15 protein-coding genes are annotated in these 19,113 nt (G+C 68.9%); 7 read left to right on the top strand and 8 right to left on the bottom strand.

Features of this window, described 5'->3' with window-relative positions; all coding sequences use genetic code 11:
* Positions 1–4: 4 nt before the first annotated feature.
* The 3 genes from D7V77_RS03000 to D7V77_RS03010 are packed head-to-tail and all read right to left on the bottom strand — an operon-like array spanning position 5 to position 5,010.
* A complete protein-coding gene (locus D7V77_RS03000) occupies positions 5–739 on the bottom strand; it encodes a hypothetical protein (RefSeq protein ID WP_120574769.1) in 735 nt (244 codons plus the stop codon).
* Entirely contained in the window at positions 736–2,670 is a 1,935-nt protein-coding gene (locus D7V77_RS44540) for a hypothetical protein (RefSeq protein ID WP_233596655.1), read from the bottom strand. Before D7V77_RS44540 ends, D7V77_RS03000 begins: the two co-directional genes overlap by 4 nt.
* 3 nt (positions 2,671–2,673) lie before the next feature.
* Positions 2,674–5,010 carry a DEAD/DEAH box helicase gene (locus D7V77_RS03010; RefSeq protein WP_233596656.1) on the bottom strand — a complete coding sequence of 779 codons (2,337 nt, stop codon included), beginning with the start codon at positions 5,008–5,010 and terminating at the stop codon, positions 2,674–2,676.
* Between the two features lie 644 nt (positions 5,011–5,654).
* On the opposite strand from D7V77_RS03010, the gene D7V77_RS03015 reads away from it, so the two are divergent.
* Positions 5,655–7,448, top strand: a complete 1,794-nt coding sequence (locus D7V77_RS03015; RefSeq protein ID WP_120574770.1) for a hypothetical protein — start codon at positions 5,655–5,657, stop codon at positions 7,446–7,448.
* A 77-nt stretch (positions 7,449–7,525) separates the two neighbouring features.
* Positions 7,526–9,007, top strand: coding sequence for a hypothetical protein (locus D7V77_RS03020; RefSeq protein ID WP_120574771.1), 1,482 nt, complete (start codon positions 7,526–7,528; stop codon positions 9,005–9,007).
* Between the two features lie 10 nt (positions 9,008–9,017).
* On the opposite strand, the gene D7V77_RS03025 is transcribed toward D7V77_RS03020, so the two are convergent.
* Positions 9,018–9,749, bottom strand: a complete 732-nt coding sequence (locus tag D7V77_RS03025; protein WP_120574772.1) for an NAD-dependent deacylase — start codon at positions 9,747–9,749, stop codon at positions 9,018–9,020.
* 72 nt (positions 9,750–9,821) lie between these two features.
* On the opposite strand from D7V77_RS03025, the gene D7V77_RS03030 reads away from it, so the two are divergent.
* Positions 9,822–10,316 carry a GAF domain-containing protein gene (locus D7V77_RS03030; RefSeq protein WP_120574773.1) on the top strand — a complete coding sequence of 165 codons (495 nt, stop codon included), beginning with the start codon at positions 9,822–9,824 and terminating at the stop codon, positions 10,314–10,316.
* Between the two features lie 13 nt (positions 10,317–10,329).
* On the opposite strand, the gene D7V77_RS03035 is transcribed toward D7V77_RS03030, so the two are convergent.
* Complete coding sequence (locus D7V77_RS03035) at positions 10,330–11,247, bottom strand: pseudouridine-5'-phosphate glycosidase (protein WP_120574774.1); 918 nt, start codon at positions 11,245–11,247, stop codon at positions 10,330–10,332.
* A 191-nt stretch (positions 11,248–11,438) separates the two neighbouring features.
* Here D7V77_RS03035 and D7V77_RS03040 point away from each other — a divergent pair, with 191 nt between their 5' ends.
* The gene (locus tag D7V77_RS03040; protein WP_120574775.1) at positions 11,439–12,365 is read left to right on the top strand and encodes a DMT family transporter; all 927 of its coding nucleotides are present in this window, start codon (positions 11,439–11,441) and stop codon (positions 12,363–12,365) included.
* A 6-nt stretch (positions 12,366–12,371) separates the two neighbouring features.
* On the opposite strand, the gene D7V77_RS03045 is transcribed toward D7V77_RS03040, so the two are convergent.
* The 3 genes from D7V77_RS03045 to D7V77_RS03055 form a co-directional block, all read right to left on the bottom strand.
* A complete protein-coding gene (locus tag D7V77_RS03045; protein WP_120574776.1) occupies positions 12,372–14,108 on the bottom strand; it encodes an FHA domain-containing protein in 1,737 nt (578 codons plus the stop codon).
* A 66-nt stretch (positions 14,109–14,174) separates the two neighbouring features.
* Positions 14,175–15,350, bottom strand: a complete 1,176-nt coding sequence (locus D7V77_RS03050) for a DUF2314 domain-containing protein (protein ID WP_120574777.1) — start codon at positions 15,348–15,350, stop codon at positions 14,175–14,177.
* Positions 15,347–15,961 (bottom strand): deoxynucleoside kinase, encoded by a 615-nt coding sequence (locus tag D7V77_RS03055; RefSeq protein ID WP_120574778.1) that lies wholly within the window; start codon positions 15,959–15,961, stop codon positions 15,347–15,349. The genes D7V77_RS03050 and D7V77_RS03055 overlap by 4 nt, the downstream gene beginning before the upstream one ends.
* Positions 15,962–16,175: 214 nt before the next feature.
* Here D7V77_RS03055 and D7V77_RS03060 point away from each other — a divergent pair, with 214 nt between their 5' ends.
* From D7V77_RS03060 to D7V77_RS03070, 3 genes are all read left to right on the top strand, one after another.
* On the top strand, positions 16,176–16,973 hold the full coding sequence (locus D7V77_RS03060) for a 1-acyl-sn-glycerol-3-phosphate acyltransferase (protein ID WP_120574794.1): 798 nt from the start codon (positions 16,176–16,178) through the stop codon (positions 16,971–16,973).
* Positions 16,974–16,998: 25 nt separating this feature from the next.
* Entirely contained in the window at positions 16,999–18,363 is a 1,365-nt protein-coding gene (locus D7V77_RS03065) for a lipopolysaccharide assembly protein LapB (RefSeq protein WP_217279238.1), read from the top strand.
* A gap of 132 nt (positions 18,364–18,495) precedes the next feature.
* Positions 18,496–19,056, top strand: coding sequence for a hypothetical protein (locus tag D7V77_RS03070; RefSeq protein WP_120598105.1), 561 nt, complete (start codon positions 18,496–18,498; stop codon positions 19,054–19,056).
* The last annotated feature ends 57 nt before the right edge of the window (positions 19,057–19,113 follow it).

The raw sequence follows: 19,113 nt of genomic DNA on the forward strand, positions 1-19,113 counted from the left end.
CCCGCTACAATCGCAAGTCGCCGCGAACGCGAAGCACGAGCCGGCGGTTGGACGGCTCACTCCCGACGGTTCCAGTCCGGGGCGCGGTCTGACCTCGTCCCGAAACCACGAAGTTCGCATCCAGGCAGTCGCGCTCGTAGCCAGCGTCCTTGAGCTGGTCCCGCACCGTGAAGAACACCTCCTGCGCCCGAGACGCACTGGCCCGGACGTTGTTCTCGAAGCTGAAACGGGCAATCCCGTTGCGCACGCCGCACTCGCCGCTCGTTCCCAGGAATGGGCGGTCGTCCGTGTGGCCTTCGAGGATGATGGACGGCTCGGCTCCGGCGTCACGCATGGCATCCACGGCCACGCAGACCCGATGGATGAGGGGAACCGCGCCTTGCTGAAACTGCTCCACGTACGCAGGAGGTGTGCGGCACTCTCCCAGACCGAACTGGAGGTTCTTGAATTCGATCTCCAGCGCGTTCACGCCGCCGTCCAGCCCACTCAGCGCGATGAAACCGCCGTCCAGGTCCGCGTTCAGGACGACAAGGTCCTCCCGCAGCGACACCAGCGAGGCCTGCACCCCATCCTTCTGGGAGTCCACCTTGCCGATGGCGACCTCCTTGTCCCGGATGGCCTCCTCGCGCTGCTTGCGCGCTTCGAGGATGAAGATGACGGCCAGGAGCAGGAAGACCACCGCGACGCCCGCCATCAGGTCCGCGAGCGACCTGTCACTGCTTTCGCCCGAGGAACTCATCGCCGCGCCACCTGCGGCCTCAAGGACTCCTTGAGCTGCTGCACTGTCTCCGTGAGATCATCCACGCCCTGGACGAGCTCTCCGGAAGAGCGATCCACCACGGAGTCGAGCCGGCGCATGACCTCCGTCCACTGGCTGCTCAGGATCTGGGCCTGTCGGCTGACGGAGTCCTCATAGGTCTTGGTCAAGGCATTGAGCACCGGGCCCACCCGGTCCACGGCCTCGCGTTGAGCAATGAGGAGCGTCTGCTCCTGCTTCACGACGCTCGATCGCTCCTGGGACAGTCGCTGGAAGGCATTGGCCGTATCAATCAACCGCTGAGCCACTTCATCCATCTTCGCGGAGACCACGCCCGCCTTGTGATGGGACTCCCCCACGCCTCGGGAGGCGGCAGCCAGCTTGTCCGCAGTGTCACTCATCTGCTTCGTCAAGGTGCGAAGTCCGTCCTGCGTCTCCCTCATGACCCTGACGAACTCCTGCGACTGGGCCTGGAACTGCCCCATGTCCGATTCGGAGCGGACGCGGAGTTCCTCCATCTGATTGCGAAGGGCTCCGGACTGCTGCACGGAGTTCGACTGCATGTTCAGGGAGGCCTGAGCCGCGAGGCGAACCATCTCGCTGGAGCTCTCCCGCATCCCGGTGAGCACGTCCTTGAAACTGCTCACGATGTTGGAACCGCTGCCCTCCAGCCTGTCCCGGACGCCGTCGAAGCTCCCCACCAGCTCGGACACCTTCTCGCCCAGCGCCTCGACGGCGCGCTGGTTCTCGCTGCCCCACTGCCGCGCATGGCTGCCCAGGCTCTGCGTCATCACCTCGAACTGTTGCTCCAGCCGAGGCAGGACCTCCACGAGTCCCGCCATCTGGCGAGCCATGTCCTGGGACTGGGTATGGAAGCCACCGGACACGGTGTCGCGAAGCTGTTCGAGGATCCGCCCCAGGTCATGTTCCTGCTGTCCCGCGAGCGCCTGCTGGATGGCGTCCAGATGCGCGCGAACGCCGGCCATCTCCAATTGCAGGGCCGCCGTGAAGCCCATCGAGATGGAGCGCTGGAGGTCCGTCGCGATGTCGCGAACCGCCTTCTCGACGGAGCCCAACTGCCGCGTGATGACGTCCCCGACCTGCTCCTTCATCATCGTCCCGAAGTTCTTCTGGACCTCTGTCCCGATGTCCTGGAGGGACACCTCCACGCTCTCCAGGTGGGACAGTCGGTCGGAGAGGTCCTTGCGGGTCTGGACGATTTCCGTCTTCAGCGCGCCCAGTGCATCCCGGCGGGCCGCAGCCAGGGAGATCTCGTGCGCGTCCAGGGTGAGCGTGATGCGCTCGAAGCTCGCGCGCATCGCATCCAGCCGCATCAGGAGCCGTCGCTCGGAGGAGAAAGCGAACGCCTGGAAGAAGAGCGTTCCCAGCAGGCCCGCCGCGGAGATGAAGAATTTGGCGCCCATCTTGCCAATGGCTTGAGAGAGCAGGTCCGTCTGCGAAGCACCTCCCGCGCCCGTGCTCGTCAGGGCCGCCTGGACCGGCCCCACCAGCACGACACCCAGCAACCCGAAGGTCATGACCAGGGCGATGCCCGTCAGGTTCCTTCCAATCCCATGCCCCATGGAGTGCCGGAACAAGGCGCGGCAAGTCTCACGCAGCTCTCGCGAGGGCGACGAGCGCATGAGGACGGGACCTGGAAGCTCCTGCTTCCCCGGAGGAAAGACGAGCTGCTCACGGACGGCCCGCCACAGCGCGCGGCTCTCGTCCCGCGCGCCTGGCTCATCACGCCGCCCCGCCAGCAGGTCCCCCAGGTGGACCTCCACGTCCTGGATGGCCTGCGCCAACCGCTTCCTCCGCCATGCCACGGAGCCGAGCGATACGAGCGTCAATGACACGATGATCAGCAGCGGGATCCGCAGGGACTCATCCTGCAAGACCGACAGGTCGAACATGGTTCAGCCCTCCCCCTCTTGAAACACGCCCGCGAGTTGCTGGGCCTCTTCTGGAGCAGGCGCCAGGAAGTCGCGGGCCAGCGAGCGCTTGCGCTCGACGAGTTCGTGGAGCCGCATGTCGAACCCCGCTTCCGCGCGGCCCTGCCGGTGCAGCAGCGGGTAGTAGACGTGGACGGGCCGGAACTGACCGATGCGGTGGGCCCGGTCCGTGGCCTGGTCCTCCTTGGCGGGATTCCACCAGCGCCCGTAATGAATGACGTGGTTCGCGGCGACGATGTTGAGCCCCGCGCCCGCGGCAAGAGGACTCAAGAGAAGGACCTGGAACCCCCTGGCTTGCGAGAACGTCTGGATGGACTCCAGCGCCACGCGGCGGTTCTCCGGCTCTCCATTGATGATGGGGACGGACGTCAGCCGGAACCGCTCTTTGATGAGTCCCGACAGGAGCTCTTGCATGGCGCGGGAGAGGACGAACACGAGGGCCTTCTCCGCGCTCCCGTTGCTCGCCCTCCCCGCCACCTGTTCCAGCAGGTCCAGGCAGAGGCGCGTCTTCGGACTCTCCCGGAGCGCGGTCGCCGCGTTCATCCCCCGCGCGTCCGTCAACAGCGCGGGGTGCTGGTAGAGCTTCTGGAGCGCCGCGAGTGCCCAGAATGCTCCGCGCTTCGAAGCCTGCCGGGCGATGAGCCGCTCCTGCTCTTCCTGAAGCGCCGTCATCTCGACGGCATGACGCTGGTAGCGCTTCTCCGGAAGGTCCTTGAGGGCATCCGCCTTCTCGCGGCGCATGAGGGTGCTGTCGTTGGACGGGTACCGCAACCGGGTCCGGAGCGTGGCGGCCCCCTGCTCGCCGCCGTGTTCCTCACGGAAGGAGGTACGCGGACCGAAGACCCTTGGCGCACGGCTCTGGATCGCATCGTAGATGGCCCAGACATCGAACAACTCGTTTTCGACCGGCGTGCCCGTGAGCGCGACGGCGAAGGAGCGCTTGAGCGCCCTGGCGGCGCGCGAACGCAACGTGTCCGGGTTCTTGAGGTTGTGCGCCTCGTCGAAGACGACAACGTCGAAATCCACCTTCAACAACGAGCGCTGGTAGGCCCCCAGCGTTTCGTAGTTGGTGAGGATCAACCGCTGCTGCGCGAGGAACTCGGTGTTGAGCCCGTCCCCGCGCTTGATGGCCCGGAGTTCCGCCCCATGAAGGATGAAGGGCGTCCGCCAGAGGTCCTCCTGGAAGAAGCGGGCGAGTTCCTGCTTCCAGTTGTCGAGCAGGATGGTCGGGCAGACCACGAGCTGGGGCCGCTCCATTCCCCCCGCCGTAAGCAGCCTCAAGGTCATGAAGCACGCGACCTGCAGGGTCTTGCCCAATCCCATGTCGTCCGCGAGCAGGACGCCAGGGGACCCCATCTGGGCGTGCCGCCACAGCCACGCCAGGCCCTCTTCCTGATGCGGCTTGAGGGCCACTCCAGCCTGGAAGGCACCGCGCAACTGCTCCCAGGGAACGGGAGGCGGCTCGGGTGACCGCTTCCCACCTTCCGCGGGAGTCGCCACGTCCCGAACGATGGCGCCAACCTTGCCTCCGGGCCGAGTCGCGCCAACAGCCACCTCCGTGCCGTCACCCTCTTCCGAAGAGGGCTCCAACAGGTTGAGCGCGATCCGGAGCTGGCGGCCCAGTGCTTCGCTCGGCACCAGTTGCTGTCCCCCTACCGTCAGCGAGCTGGGACTCTTCTCCGCCAGCGCGGCATCGTTCTTCTGGAGGACTTCCAGCGCCTCCTCGCGCGAGTTCAACTGGATCCGCAGAAGCTCCTCATCGACGTGGAGGGTCACCGCGAAGCCTTCAGGCGCGGTGGTCGGCTCGAACCAGTCGAGCCCCGTCGCTTCACGCCCCTCTCCGGGCTGTCGCCCGCGCAGGACTTCGAACCCCGCGACCCGGGGTGAGTACTGCGAGAGGTCCAGGCTGGAATCGAGGTTCCGCCCCTCCGGAATCAGGAGCGAGGGGTCGTGCATCTCCCGCGTCACATCGACGGACAATCGCTTCTGCAGGGGCCGGGTCCGCGCCAGGACCTCATCGGTGCCTTCAGGAAGCAGCAAGGGTCGCCGGCTGTCGTTCCCCGCGATGCCTCCAGGCCGCACCGAGGCGAGAGGAAACGAGGCCTGGGTTCCATCCTCGAAGACAGCGAAGGGCTGCAAGGAGACGAGCTCCGTGGCTTCGGGATCGGACTCCCAGCGCAATCCCAGCCGGGCCACTGGGCGAGGCTCGAAGGTCTTCAGAAAACCAGAGGGGCTGAACTGGATCCGGTTCCCGAGCAGCCCGGTGACGTCCTCCAGCAGGCCCCGCAGCCGGATGACCACCGCCAGTTGCTCCTGCGCGGATGCATGGGTCGCGCTGCGCGCTTCGGAGCAAGCCCAGGCGGCAGTGGGCGTCAGAGGGAGAGGCGCTCCCTCCTGAGGGGTCATCACCCAGGGGAAGACACTCCCCGTCACGAGGACAGGCTCATCGTCGACCCGGACCTTGTACTGAGCCCTCGCGCCACCGGGAATGCCCACGACGTCCCAGCGAATGGACTGTGTCTCAAGTCCAAGCAGATCCATCAGCAGATGCTGCAAGGAGACCCATTCCTCGCGCAGACACCCGCGCTCCTCGTCGTCCGCGCCCCCATCGCTCGGGCGCCCCAATGCAAGCCATTGCTCCCGGGAGAAGCACAGACGTTGCGGGTCACCCCACCCTTTCGACCTCCACTCGTCCCAGCGAAGCTGGACGCGGGAGGACAGCTCCGGGGCAAGAGCGGTCAACGCGATGCACAGCCGGTCGTCTTCAATGGACCAGCGTGGGTTCTGAGCGCGAGAGCTTGAGTTCACGGGGAAGGCCCTCCGCGGGAAGTAGCCTGCCCGGGCTCCGCCGAACCATTACCCGTACGGGTTATTGCGTGCCTTCACGGCATGAGGCAGGCCTGAAGGCGCCGATTGAGTCCCCTGTTTCCGATATACGGCGCCCCATGAGTGAATGGGGACAGGTGACGCTCTTCCGGACGAACGATCTCGACGCGCTGGGACGTGTCATCCGAGATATCTGCCTGACGGAAGGGCTTGTGGCGGTGCCCTATGTGCGGCGCAAGCGCGAGACATGGGACCGGATGGAGTACGGAACCGGCGCTACCTCCGACCGGTGGTCCCTCGCGCTCGGGGCCGGCCTTGGAGGCTGGTCCGTCGTCAAGACGGCTCCGTTGGAACTGCTCGCGGAACCCGGTGCCTCGGGCGAGCACAGGCTGGGTGTCATCGCGCGCAGGCTCGGGTGCGAAGCCCTGCACGTCTCTCTGTATGACGGCACGGCGATGGTGATCGTTCAGGCTGCGCCGACGGGCGAAGTCGTGCTGTCCGGATACTCGATGGACGGTGCAAGATTCCACGGCGTCGAAATCGAGGAGCAGCGTCTTGAGCCCAGGATTGAGGGCCCTGGCATTCCACCTTCCGTTCAGGAAGCACTTGAGCACTTCCTCTCCGATGGCTTTGACGAGTTGATCGAAAAGCTCGCCGGACAGCGCTGGGTCGATGTTTCGCTGAAGCTCGTCGACGGCGAAGAGATCCCGTCAGCACGCGTACTGTCATTCATGCGCCACGCGCTCGAAAAGAAGCCTCCGCTCCGGGTGAAGCTCTCGGTGGAGGAGCATCCACTCGGCACGCGCTACGTGCTCGATGAGGGCGTATGGCTCACCAGCGGCAGCATTGAGGCGGCCACCTCAGCGTTGGGCGCCGCGTTCGTTGATAAGGTCGCTCGCTGGCTTGAGGTTCCTGTGGCGCTTGAACCCGGCGTGCCACGCTCCTTGTTCTGCGTACGTGCGCCTCCGAGCGAGTACACCCAGCGCGCAGGCGTCGAGACGGAGCTGATTTCTCTCGGCGACGACGGAGGAAGCGAGTTCCTTCTGCACGCCTCGCGCGGCCTTGGTAGCGCGGAGATCGAGGAGCGCAGTCCCCATCAGCGACGACACCTTGTCGCACGACTCACCCGCGCCCTCGTGGGTGCGCGTGCGAACAACAACGCGGTGTACCGAGACTTCGACCGCGTGTTCGATGAACCGACAACGCATGCAGTGGGCGCATTCGCGGGCGAGCGGCTCATCACGGCATGGTGGCGGCGGGGACGTTCAGCAGTTGCGATTGAAGGTCGCGGCATCTTCGAGTTGCCAGGGCTTTGCACCGCCATCGCCGGTACTGCGCGACAGTTCGCACTTGCGCTCGCCACCCCCATGGTCAGCAATGGAAATTCCCAGGGCTACGGACAGGAGGACCGCTCGGTCATTGTCGTCATCGACGTAGACACGGGCGCAGTACGCGAGGTGCTCCACAGCGACGAGCACCTGACCTTCGGCTTCACACGACTGTTCTTCGCGGGCGAGGTGCTCGGCGTTCGTGCGGAACGGGAAGGTGAGCCCACCGTCGTGATGATTGAAGGCGAGGCCCGGACGGAGTCGCCAGGTGATTTCAGGGAGTGGATGCGAAACGCGATGCAGCCGCCCCTTGGCGTTGACGGTCTCTATTCATCGTATGAACTGCCGATGCTCTGGGCCGGACCGGATGCTGTCGTCGTGGTCGACGAGCACGCACGTGAACCAAGGCACGCGGAGACAGGGGCGGCCCTTGCCGTGCTTGACCTGAGAACCCGGGAGCAGCGCCCTTTCTGTGACGCGGCGGGCCTCGAACCTGTCGCGTGCTCCGCGAGCGGCGCACGGTGCCTCGCGCAAATCGACACGCGCAGACTCTTCGTCGGGCATCGCGCGGGACGCGACGAGTAGGCCTTTAGCGGGCAGCAAGCTCGCGACACACGCTGGCCCGTGTCTTGCCATGAAGCCCTCATGGAGGAAGACACGGAATGGGTATTCGCGCAGGCGTGGTGGGGGCGGGGTTGGTGTTCATGTCTTTGCTATCGGTGGGTTGCAGCGACCAATCCCCGACAATCGATCCGCAGGAGGGGCCCGTCACGGATCCGTCCGATGGAAACGAAGTTCCCTCGCTCCCCCCTCCGGGTTCCCTTCCGGACGCCGGCACGCCCCCTCCGGATGAAGATGGCGGGACACCCGATGCCGGCGAAACTCCCGACGCGGGGACGCCGCCGGATCCCGATGCCGGCACCGGCGAGACGCCCGACGCAGGGCCCTGGCCCACGGACGCGGTGCTCGACTACACGCGCTCGTTCGGCGCCGGCACTCCCCAGAGCGTCGGCGTTGATGAAGGCCTCAACCTCTGGCTCCTCGACGGCCGCCGCATCGGAGTGCTGCGCCCGGGCGACACCCGGCCGACGTGGAGTTCAAACGTCGGGCAGGCGGCGGAGCCGTTCGGCCCGGACACGCTCGCGACGGGCTCCACCGTCATCTGCGGCGGTGAAGCCGGACGCGCATACGTGGGCTATTCCGCCAACGAGATGAAGCGTGCCGAAGGCATCGAGCAACGCACGTACATCCCCTGGAGGGGCGAGGCGGGCTACTCCGCCGAACGCTTCGCCGAGTACCGGAAGGGAGACCTCGACGCGGTCCGCCTCCAGACTGACGGCAGCGTCAAACTCGAGGAGCATCTCTGGCGCACCACCGGCGCGTCGAACGCGGGCCGCGAGGCGGGCATCCACAACACCAATGACTTCCACTACGAGGAGGACCGCTCCGTCCTCAACTGCGCTCGCGTGACTCGTGGCCGCGACCGCGGCGACCTCTACATCACCACCAACCACGGCGTGACGCGCGTCCAGGGGCTCACCTACAACAGCCACCGCCACCCGGGCTGGTACCTCTTCGAGGACGGCTCGGAATGGGGCTCGCTGCAGTGCCCCTACATGCACGGCCTGGGCATCGGGCAGAACGGTGACGTGCTCGTCGCCAACGAGCAGATGGTCGGCGTGCTCGTGCCCAGCCCCAAGCTGGAGGATTGGGACCGCGAGCAGACCTGGGAAGGCCCCACGCCCTGGTCGTTCAAGAGCTACAACGACGCGCTCAACGGTCAGGCCACCGACGACTACTGGCGCGCCTTCGAGCAGGTCCGCTCGGGCCGCTACTATCTGGGCAGCGAGCAGTACGGCGTCTGGGCGATGACGCCGAAGAACCGCTCCACGGGAAGCTGGTCGAAGCTGGCGGGGCTGCCGACCAACCGCATCCGCTCGCTCAAGGCGACGGACGACGGCGCGCTCTACATCGGCACGGACGGCGCCGGCCTCTGGCGGCTGGAAGCGGATGGCACCACGCTGGCCCAGGTGCGAGACGTGTCCGGCCAGCGCGTGCTGCAGATGGTCTACGAGCCCACCGTGACGCCGAGCATGCTGCTCGTCCTCACCGACAAGGGGCTCACGGTCCTCCGGGGACCGTAAGCCCGGGCCCTCAGGCGAGCTTCGCCAGGGTGGGCAGCACCTGTCCGCTCTGTCCCTGGACGAAGTGGTGGAAGCGCTCCGTGTTCGCGGCGGACTCGTAGTTCACGAGCCACGTGTCCCCGCGCACGGAGCGCACCTCGTCCACGATGCCCGCCGCGGGCCACACCGCGCCGGACGTGCCCGCGGCCAGGAACACCAGCCGCGTGCCGTCGTTGCGCGTGATGAACTCGCCAATGCGCGCCAGGTCCTTGGGGTCCAGCATCTCCCCGAACCAGACGATGTCCGGCCGCAGCCGGCCCCCGCAGCCGTCGCACTTCGGCACCGTGCCCGACGGGTGCACGGAGGTGTCGGCGAAGGGCGCACGCTGGCAGTCCGCGCACTTCGTGCGGAAGAGGTTGCCGTGCATGTCCACCACGCGCTGGCTGCCCGCCTTGGTGTGCAGGCCGTCCACGTTCTGCGTGGCCAGGAGGAAGCGGTCACCCAGGTGCTGCTCCCAGCGCACCAGCGCGTCGTGGCCCGGGTTGGGCTTCACGTCCGCCGCCCCCGTCCGGCGCTGCGAGTAGAAACGCCAGACAAGCGCGGGGTTCGCCTCGAAGCCCTGCGGGGACGCCACCGCCTCCACGGGGTGGTTCTCCCACAGCCCGTTCATGCCCCGGAAGGTGGGCACCCCGCTCTCCGCGGAGACTCCGGCACCGGTGAGCACGAGCAGGCGGGTTTTCGAATCCAGGACGAGCGGTTCCACACGACCTCCAGTGCCAGCCGGCACGAGGGTTGTTAGAAGGGGCGAGACTGAATTCCTGACAGAGGACCCATCATGGCCGAAGTCACCCTGGATCTGCGCGGTCAGCCCAAGACCGAGGCATACGCCGAGCTGAAGACCCACGCGCTCGCCATCCTCGAAGGCGTGGATGACGACATCTGCGCGATGGCGACGATGAGCAGCCTGCTGCACAACGCCTTCGGCCACCTGTGGACGGGCTTCTACCGGGTGGTGACGCCCGGGAAGCTGCTGCGCGTGGGCCCCTACCAGGGGACGCTCGGGTGCCTGGAGATCACCTTCGGCAAGGGCGTGTGCGGCACGTCCGCGGCGAAGGGCGAGACGGTGGTGGTGCCGGACGTGCACGCCTTCCCGGGCCACATCACCTGCGACGGCCGCTCCGCGTCGGAAATCGTGGTGCCGGTGTACGGGCGCAACCGCGAGCTGCTCGCCGTGCTCGACATCGACTCCGAGCACAAGAACACCTTCGACGACGTGGACCGCGCGGCGCTGGAGGACCTGATGTCCTGGTTCCAGCACCGCACGGCCTGATTCCGCGCGGCGTTCAGCGCTTCGAGAGACGGGCGTAGGCCACGGCCAGCGCCCCCGCGAAGCGCGCGTTGTTCTCCAGGAGCGCCAGGTTCGTCTTGAGGGTCTTGCCCCCGGTACGCTTCGCCATCTCGCCCAGGAGGAACGGCGTCACGGCCTTGCCGCGCACGCCCTGCCGGTCCGCGTCCGCCAGCGCCGACGCGATGTGCAGCTCCACGTCGTTGCGAGGCAGCGCGGCCTCCACCGGAGGCGGCACGGTGTAGAGCACGCCGCCCTGCCCCAGCATCTCGAAGCGAGCGTGAGCGATGCGCGCGGCGGCCTCCGCGTCGTCCGCGCGGTGCTCCAGGGAGAGGCCGGACTCGCGGCTGTAGAAGGACGGCAGCTCGTTCGTGCCCACGCCGATGACGGGCACGCCCGCGGTCTCCAACAGCTCCATCGTCTTGGGCAGGTCCAACACGGACTTGGCCCCCGCGCACACCACGGCGACGGGGTAGCGAGACAAGGCCGCGATGTCCTGCGAGATGTCCCAGTGCTCGGAAGCGCCCCGGTGCACGCCGCCGATGCCACCGGTGGAGAAGACGCGGATGCCCGCCGCCGCGGCCAGCTCACACGTGGCGCTCACGGTCGTGCCGCCGCTGGCCCGGGTGGCCACCGCCACGGCAAGGTCACGCGAACCCACCTTGAGGAGCTTCTCCTTTCCCTCGGCCAGGCGGCGCAGCGTGGCGTCCTCCAGGCCAATCCACACCTCGCCGTCCACGAGCGCGATGGGCGCGGGCACGGCGCCGGCGCGGCGGATGGCCTCCTCGCACGCGCGAGCGGCAGCCAGGTTGTCAGGGTACGGAAGGCCCTGCGCGACAACGCTCGTCTCCAGTGCCACCAGCGGCTGCCCGGAGTCCTTCGCGCGCCGCACCTCGTCCGAATAGCGGAAGTCCATGGGCGGGCATTTACGCCACGGCCGGGGCGGACGGACAAGCACGGGCGTGGGGAAACGTCGGCGTGACATCGCCACACCCGGCCCGGAGCACCGCGCGTGCGTGTCACCTGACAGGGAAGCGCGCGGACGCGGGTGTTCGTTGCAGCCCCGTCGGTTGCATCTGGACTCGCGCCGCCCTATGCCCCGCCGCCGTGAGCACCTCGTCGCCCGCGGTCGCAGCGCCTGCCCGTCTCCTCTCCGCCTCCGACCTGGCGATGATCGCCGTCGTGGTCGTCTGGGGGACGAACTACACCCTGGTGAAGGACGCGCTGGAGGGCATGCCGGCGCGGGCCTTCATGTCGCTGCGCTTCGGGCTCGCCGCGCTCGCGATGGGGCTCGTGTTGCTGGCGGTGGAAGGCCACAAGCCGATGCCGTGGAAGACGTTCCTGCGGCTCACCGCGCTGGGGTTCGTGGGCAACACGCTGTACCAGCTGTGCTTCATCGAAGGCCTCTCGCGCACCACGGCGGCCAACAGCGGCATGCTCACTGCGGTGAGCCCGGTGGTGACGGCGGCGCTTGGCGCGGCGCTGGGCATCGAACGGCTGCGACGCCCCGTCGTCGCGGGGCTCTCGCTCGCGGTGGTGGGCACGCTGCTCGTCGTGGGCGCGCGAGGCCCGAACCTGGGCGCGGAGACATGGACAGGTGATGCGCTGATTGTCGGCAGCTCGCTGTGCTGGTCCATCTACACGGTGGGCACACGCGCCGTGGGAGAAGGCATCTCCGCGCTGCGCGTCACCGCCATCACCATGCTCACGGGCGCCCCTGGGGTCGTGCTGGCCGGCGCGTCCCAGGTCGTCGCGATGGACGCGTCGCGAGTGAGTGCCGCGGGCTGGGTGGCGCTTGTGTACTCGGCGCTGGTGCCGCTGGTGCTCGCGTACTTCGTGTGGTTCCGCAGCGTGCAGCAGGTGGGCACCAACCGCACGACGCTCTACGGCACCGGCATCCCCGTGGTCGCCGCCCTCACCGCCTGGGTCGTCCGCGGTGAACGCCCCACCCTGTTCCAGATGCTCGGCGCGGCGCTCATCCTCACGGGCGTGTTGATCAGCCGCCGCAAGGACAGCACCATCACCAAGGCCTGACCGCGCTCAGCCGCGAGTCCCCCGCTCCAGCGTCAGCCCGTACTCCTCCATCTTCCGGTCGAGTGTGGGCCGGCTGATGCCCAGCAACTCCGCCGCGCGGACCTTCTTCCATCCGGACTCGCGAAGCGCCTCCGCGATGGCGTCGCGCTCCAGACGGGCCACCTGCTCCTGCAACGTGCGAGGCGCCTGCCCCACCGCGCCCTCGCGCACCTCCGGAGGCAGCTGCGGGATGCCCACATGGCCCGCCGCGTACACGCGTCCCAGCCGCTCCGCGACCAACTCCAACTCGCGCACGTTCTGCGGCCACGGATACTCCGCCAGCAGACGCCGGGCCTCGGGTCCCAGCACCGGCGCTTCCCGCCCGCCCTGCCGGGCACCGCGCAGCGCGAAGTGCTCCAGCAGCACCGGCACGTCCCCCCGCCGCTCGCGAAGGGGCGGGACCTCCAGCTCGAAGCCCGTAAGCCCCCGGGCCAGCGCCGCGTCGAACTCTCCCCGGGACGCGAGCCGCGACACCGGCGAGCCACTGGTGGCGACGATGCGCACGTCCACGGGCTCCTCTCCGCCCTGCCGCGCCGGAGCCGCGCGCCGGGCCAGCATCCGCGCCAGGCGCTCCGCCGCCGGCCGGGGAAGCGCCTCCACGTGGCGCAAGAGCAGCGTGCCCGCGTCCGCGCGTAGCACCGCGGACGTCACCGGAGGCTGGCCGGGCGCACCCGCTCGGCCGAAGAGCGCCACCTCCACCGCCTCCAGGGACTGCCGGCACTCCACCGTCACCCACGGCCCCAGCGCACGAGGGGACTTCCCATGGAGGAAGTGCGCCAGCAGCGCCTTGCCCGTGCCCGGCTCGCCATGCAGCACCACCGGGGCGGCACTGCCCGCCGCCCGCCGAGCCTCCTCCACCACGCCCCGGAACGCCCGCGACGTCCCCAGCGGCGTCACCCACGGCGTCTCCGCGGCCTCCGCCTCGCCGCGAGAGCGCACCGCCGTGTAGGCCTCGCCGCCCAGCCGCCCCAGCGACGCGAGCAACTGGCCCTCGCCCTCGGTGAACGGCGACGCCTCGCGCTCCACGTACAGCACGCCAAAGGGCATCCCGCCCGAAGCCACCAGCGGCGAGCACAGCGCCGTGTCCGTCCGCCCCAATTCCTTGCGCTCCAGCGCCGCCTGAACCAGCGCGCGAGGAACCTCCACGGACGCCGCGCCGGACACCGCCGCCGTGCGAAGCCCCTCCGGCCCACTCAGCAGCGCCGCGGCGCGGTCCGCGTTGAGCGCGTGCGCCATCTCCTCCGATAGCCGCCGCAGCACCATGGCCTCGCTGGTGGCCCCCAGCAGCGCCGTCCCCGCCGAGTACATCGCCGCGGCCGCGCCCACGTGCGGCAGCACCTCTTCGATGGGCACGTGCGCCGGCTCCGGAACGACCACGCCGGAGGGCTCGTCGACGATGGACACCGGCGGCGGCTCGTACACCGCGATGGTGGCGCCCACGCGCATCCGGTCACCCGGCCGCAGCACCGCCTCTTCCTGGAGCGCCAGCCGCTGCCCGTTGAGGAGCGTGCCATTGGTGGAGCCCAGGTCGCGCAGCCGCACCTGTCCCGCGACGGTGTCCAGGAACAGCTGCGCGTGGCGGCGCGACACCTGGTCGTCTTCCAGCGGGATGTCGCAGGAGGGACTGCGGCCGAGGGTCAGCTGGGAGACGACCTCGTACCGGCGCCCCGCTGACGGGCCTGTGAGCAGCAGCAATGCCGGCATGCGGACGGGCAGCCTAGCAGCGCCCCTCGGGGCGCCCGCAAGACGCGTCGGGTTGGACGCGCAGCGCTACATGGGACGTTCGGCGTTCAAAAGAGCGCGCAGCTCGGACTCGTTGAGCGCGCGGCCCTCTCGGGCGATGGCCAGGGCGTTGATCTGCTTCTCCTCCACCTCCACGTGGGCCCCCTTGCGCCACTCCGTGGTGTGCACCGCACCGTCCACCAGCCGGCCCACGACGGAGCCCTCGTCCCGGGCCACCGCCTCCAGCCACAGGTTCTCCACCACCACCTCGCCCTCCGGGTGTGTCTCGAAGGGGGCCCGCACCAGGAACGTGAGGGGCTCCATCAACCCCTTACGCTGGAAGCGCGCCAGGAACGCGGGCAACAGCGCCTGCGCCTCCTCGTGCATGGCCTGGGTCTGCTCGGCCGGCTCCTTGGCGAAGCGCTCCCGGTACGTCGACAGGAGCTCCGCCGTGTTGTGCCGGCCCAGGGGCGACACCACCGTGAGGAACAGCCCCTCGTGGCCATCGAAGGCATCCAGCGGCACGCCCAGCAGGTTCGCGCGGGCCTCCTCCGACGGCACCAGGGTGAAGCTCTGGCCCTCGCTGGTGGCCACCTCCGAGCGCAGCGCCGGCCCCTGCGCGAACGCCAGGTCCGTGCACAGCTCGTGGAGGAAGCTCTCCGCGGCCAGCAGGTCGCCCTCGCCCAGGTGGAAGATCTCCACGTCGCGCGCGCCGAACTTCTCCATCCCGTGCGAGTGCACCCACAGCGGCGTGTCCCCTTCCGCCAGTTCGATGGCGTGCAGGTGCACGTGGTCGCGGATGTCGAAGTCCAACTCGGTGATCTCGACCACGTCCTCGGGCTCGTGCAGCTTGAACGCCGTCAGGTCCACGAGCACGCCCGGCGCCTGCTCCATCAGCGTGCGCACGGTCCACAGCGCCTCGAAGACGGGCAGCGTGGGCTGCGCGCCGCCCGGCTCCAGGAGGAACGCGAAGCAAGCCTGCGACTTCTCCACGCGCGCGAAGGCCTCCGGGCTGCCGCTGAACAGCTCCTGGGGGACGCGAGGACGGCCGTCGCTCAGGGGCTTGAGCACCACCTTCACCTCCGAGCCGTCCGCACGCACGGTGAAGCCCCAGTCGCCCTCGTGCGGCACGAACTCCACCTCGTCCGTCGCGAACGCCGCGCGCAGCGCGTCCAGGGCTGGCGGCACGGACTGCTCGGTGGCCAGGACGTAGACCTCCTTCACAAGTGCTTCTCTATCTGTCGGAAGAGGTCCACGCGGTCCACCAGGTTGGTGAGGTAGTCCAGCTTGTCCGTCCCCAGCACCAGCACCGGTGACAGCGAATAGCCCTCGAACCACTCCTCGTAGAGGGCGTTGAGGCGCTTCAGGTAGGCGGTCGGGATGTCCTTCTCCATGGTCCGCCCGCGCAGGCGGATGCGCTCCTTCAGGGTGATCACCGGGCAGCGCAGGTAGATCATCAGGTCGGGCGGCCGGAGCGACTGGGAGATGGTCTGGTACAGCTCCCAGTAGGTGGACCAGTCGCGCTTGTCGATGAGCCGCTGCCGGTGGAGGTTCTTGGCGAAGATTTCCGCGTCCTCATAGAGGGTCCGGTCCTGGAGCACGGTGCCCGGCGTGCGCTCCAGTTCCCGGTGCAGGCGGAACTTGTGCGTCAGGAAGAAGAGCTGTGAGCGGAACGCCCACGTCTTCATGTCCTTGTAGAAATCCGCGAGATAGGGGTTCTGGTCATTGGGCTCGAAGGACGGCGTGAGGCCGTACTTCCGGCACAGGAAGGACGTGAGCTCCGTCTTTCCGGCTCCGATGTTGCCCGCGATGGCGATGAGCTTTTTCCTGGCCACGCCACCCTTGCTTGTAACCCCAGCGAGCGGCATTCACCAGAAACAATGGCGGGGGGAGCCATGGTAGATAAAGTGCATGCCCCCGCCCCGTTCCGCACGTCCAGGAGCCCGTGCCGGCGCCCGCGCCGCGCCGCCTGGCTACCCGACCGGTGAGCGGCACCCCCAGGGCCCTTCCGGCGCTCAGGCCCCCCGGTAGGAGGAAAGGCGACGCATGTTGCGCAAGCTGTGGTGCATCCTGGTGGTCACGGTGTGGTCCCCGATCTGCTTCACCCTCGCATGCCTCGCGATGCTGGTGACGCTCAACCCGTCGCGCTCGGTATGGGTCGCCCGATGGATCTGGTCGCCCGTGCTCCTGTGGGCCGGTGGCGCGAAGCTGGAGGTCATTGGCGGGGAGAACGTGGACCCGAAGCGGCCCACCATCTACGTCGGCAACCACATGTCCACACTCGACATCCCGGCCCACTTCTTCGCCGTGCCGGTGGACTTCCGTTTCGTCGCCAAGTCGCAGCTGCGCTTCGTGCCGTTCATCGGCTGGTACCTCTGGCTCGCGGGCCACGTCTTCATCAACCGCGGAGACCGTTCGTCCGCCATCGCGTCGCTTGAAAAAGCCGCCCGGAAGATCCGCGCGGGCACCAGCATCTTCCTGTACCCGGAGGGCACCCGCTCCCCGGACGGCCGCGTGCTGCCCTTCAAGAAGGGCCCCTTCGCGCTCGCGCTCAAGGCCCGCGTGCCCATCTGCCCCGTCACCATCGAGGGCACCGACAACGTGATGCCCAAGAACTCGTGGAACATCTCCCCGGGTCCGGTGCGCGTGAAGATTGGCCGCCCCATCGACACCAGCGGCTTCGCGGACAACGACCGCGAGGGCCTGGCCCGCGCAGTGCGCGAACAGATCATCGCCGACAGCCTCTCCCTGGGCGGCAAGGGCGGTGACCCGGACACCGCCGTCGCCGCGCCGAACCGCGAGGGCGTCGCGCAGCTTCCCTCCTCCGTCACCTCCCAGGCCTCCTGAGCTCCCCGTGCCCCAGACGCTTCCCTTGAACCGCCTCCGCACGCTCCGCTGGCCCGCCGCCCTCCTGGGGCTGGGGCTGCTCGCCACCGGCTGCGGCCATGGCCAGTCACAGGCCCCCGCGCTGTCTCCCCAGGCCCAGGCGCGCGCCTACCTGGACGGCAACCAGCCGGATGAGGCGGGGAAGCTCCTGCGGGAGCTGCACGCGCGCACGCCGGACGACGTAGACGTGGCCCGCGCCCTCACCGAGGCCCAGGTGAAGGCCGGCCGCGCGGACGCCTGGGCGGAGGAGCTGCGCCAGGCCATCGCGAAGAACGAGCGCGCGGTGGACCAGTACATGCTGGGCCTGACGCTCTTCTCCCGGGCCCGGGACGCGGGTGCCCCCACCGTGGCCGCCTTCGAGCGCGCCATCGCGCTGTCTCCCACCACCGCGGAGTTCCATTACCGCCTGGGCGTGGCGCGCCTGGAGTCGGAGCAGTACGCCGCCGCCCTGGGCCCGCTGCGCAAGGCCGTGGAGATGGCCCCGGAGCGCGCGGGCTGGAAGCTGCCCCTGGCCAAGGCCCTGGCCCGCACGGGCGACACGGCGGGCGCCGTGGAGGCCCTGGGCACCGTCGTGCGCGGCAGCCCTACCCCCGCAGAGGTTGCCACCGCACGGGCGCTGATGAACCCGCTGGCGGACCCGTTCCAGAACTTCCCCAAGGCGGCGGAGGCGAAGCTCGAGGAGGGCATGCGCTACCTGCACGAGCTGGACGCGCCCCAGCACGCCCTCATCGCCTTCGAGGAGATCCTCCACGACTACCCGGACCTGGCCGTGGTGCACGCCCTCCTGGGGCTGGCCTACCAGCGCCTGGATGACGCCGGCCGCGCCGTGGACGAGTTCAAGCAGGCCATCGAGCGCGCCCCCCAGGACGGCAAGAACCAGCTCTACCTGGGGGAGCTGTACCTGTCGCGCCAGCGCACGGAAGCGGCGCGCACCGCCTTCGAGAAGGCCGCGGCGCTCAACCCGCTGCTGGACCTGGCCTGGTTCCGCCTGGGCGACATGCGCCTGGAGGCCCGGGACCTGGACACCGCGAAGGAGGCCTTCCAGGTGGCCGTGACGCTGGCGCCGGACTCGGCGGCCGCGCGCGGCAAGCTGTCGCTCGTGTACCAGTTGCAGGGGGACTACGCGGCCGCGCAGCGCGAGCTGAAGGCCGTGGCGGACAAGGACCCGGAGAACACCGAGTTCGCCCTGCGCCTGGGCCTGCTCTACACCGAGGAGGCCCAGAAGGCCCGCCGTCCCGAGGACCGCCAGAAGGCCGCGAACGAAGCGGAGCGCTGGCTGGGGAAGGTGCTGGAGACCCAGCCCGACAACGCGGTGGCCAGCAAGGCGCTGCAGGTGCTCAAGGGCCAGTAGCCACCGGCGCACCGGCCCCTCTACACTCCGCCTCCGATGAGCGACGCGCGCAAACCCGCCCCTCCCAGCACCCCGCCGCCCCGGACGCCGTCCAATCCCGGCACCCAGCCTCGTGCGGCCACGAGCCCTGGCATGCGCGCCGTGAGCGCCGCCCGCATGGCCCCGCTGGAGAAGGCGAAGCCGGAAGGCCCCCTGGGCAAGCGCGTTGCCGCGGAGACGTCCAACGTCGTCCTCAACGCCTTCTCCATCCTGAAGGAGCAGTTCGCGGACTTCCGCGCGAGCAACCGCTTCTTCAAGTACAAGGCCGGCATCGTCGCGGGCTGGCTCGTTCTGTCCGTCGCCAGCTTCGGCATCGCGTGCCCGGGCAGATCCCTGGACACCGGTGACATGGACGCGCGCCTGGTGCTCAGCGACAAGCTGGACCGGCCCTCCGTCACCATCTGGAACGAGAGCAAGGACGTCTGGCGCGACGTCATCATCACCGTGAACAACGAGTACAAGGCGGTGGTGGCGGAGGTGCAGCCCGGCAACTTCGTCACCATCACGCCCAAACAGCTCCTGGGGAAGACCGGCGGCGCCGCGCCCGCGGACCTGCGCTTCCAGGCGCTGACGATGAAGAGCGCGGATGACAAGGCCGACCTCACGCCTTCCCTCCAGGAGGAGTGGCAGCGCCTCCTCGCGCCGAAGAAGTAGCCCGCCGCGGGGCGCGCCCCTCCAGACGCCGGAAACACGAAGGGCGCCCTCCTGAAG

The organism is Corallococcus sp. CA041A, from assembly GCF_003612075.1.
GTDB classification, from domain to species: Bacteria; Myxococcota; Myxococcia; order Myxococcales; family Myxococcaceae; genus Corallococcus; species Corallococcus exiguus.

Excerpts from the sequence above, each read along its gene's own strand:
- D7V77_RS03000 (WP_120574769.1), bottom strand. The coding sequence starts at position 739 with ATGAGTTCCTCGGGCGAAAGCAGTGACAGGTCGCTCGCGGACCTGATG.
- D7V77_RS44540 (WP_233596655.1), bottom strand. The coding sequence starts at position 2,670 with ATGTTCGACCTGTCGGTCTTGCAGGATGAGTCCCTGCGGATCCCGCTG.
- D7V77_RS03015 (WP_120574770.1), top strand. The coding sequence starts at position 5,655 with ATGAGTGAATGGGGACAGGTGACGCTCTTCCGGACGAACGATCTCGAC.
- D7V77_RS03020 (WP_120574771.1), top strand. The coding sequence starts at position 7,526 with ATGGGTATTCGCGCAGGCGTGGTGGGGGCGGGGTTGGTGTTCATGTCT.
- D7V77_RS03030 (WP_120574773.1), top strand. The coding sequence starts at position 9,822 with ATGGCCGAAGTCACCCTGGATCTGCGCGGTCAGCCCAAGACCGAGGCA.
- D7V77_RS03035 (WP_120574774.1), bottom strand. The coding sequence starts at position 11,247 with ATGGACTTCCGCTATTCGGACGAGGTGCGGCGCGCGAAGGACTCCGGG.
- D7V77_RS03045 (WP_120574776.1), bottom strand. The coding sequence starts at position 14,108 with ATGCCGGCATTGCTGCTGCTCACAGGCCCGTCAGCGGGGCGCCGGTAC.
- D7V77_RS03070 (WP_120598105.1), top strand. The coding sequence starts at position 18,496 with ATGCGCGCCGTGAGCGCCGCCCGCATGGCCCCGCTGGAGAAGGCGAAG.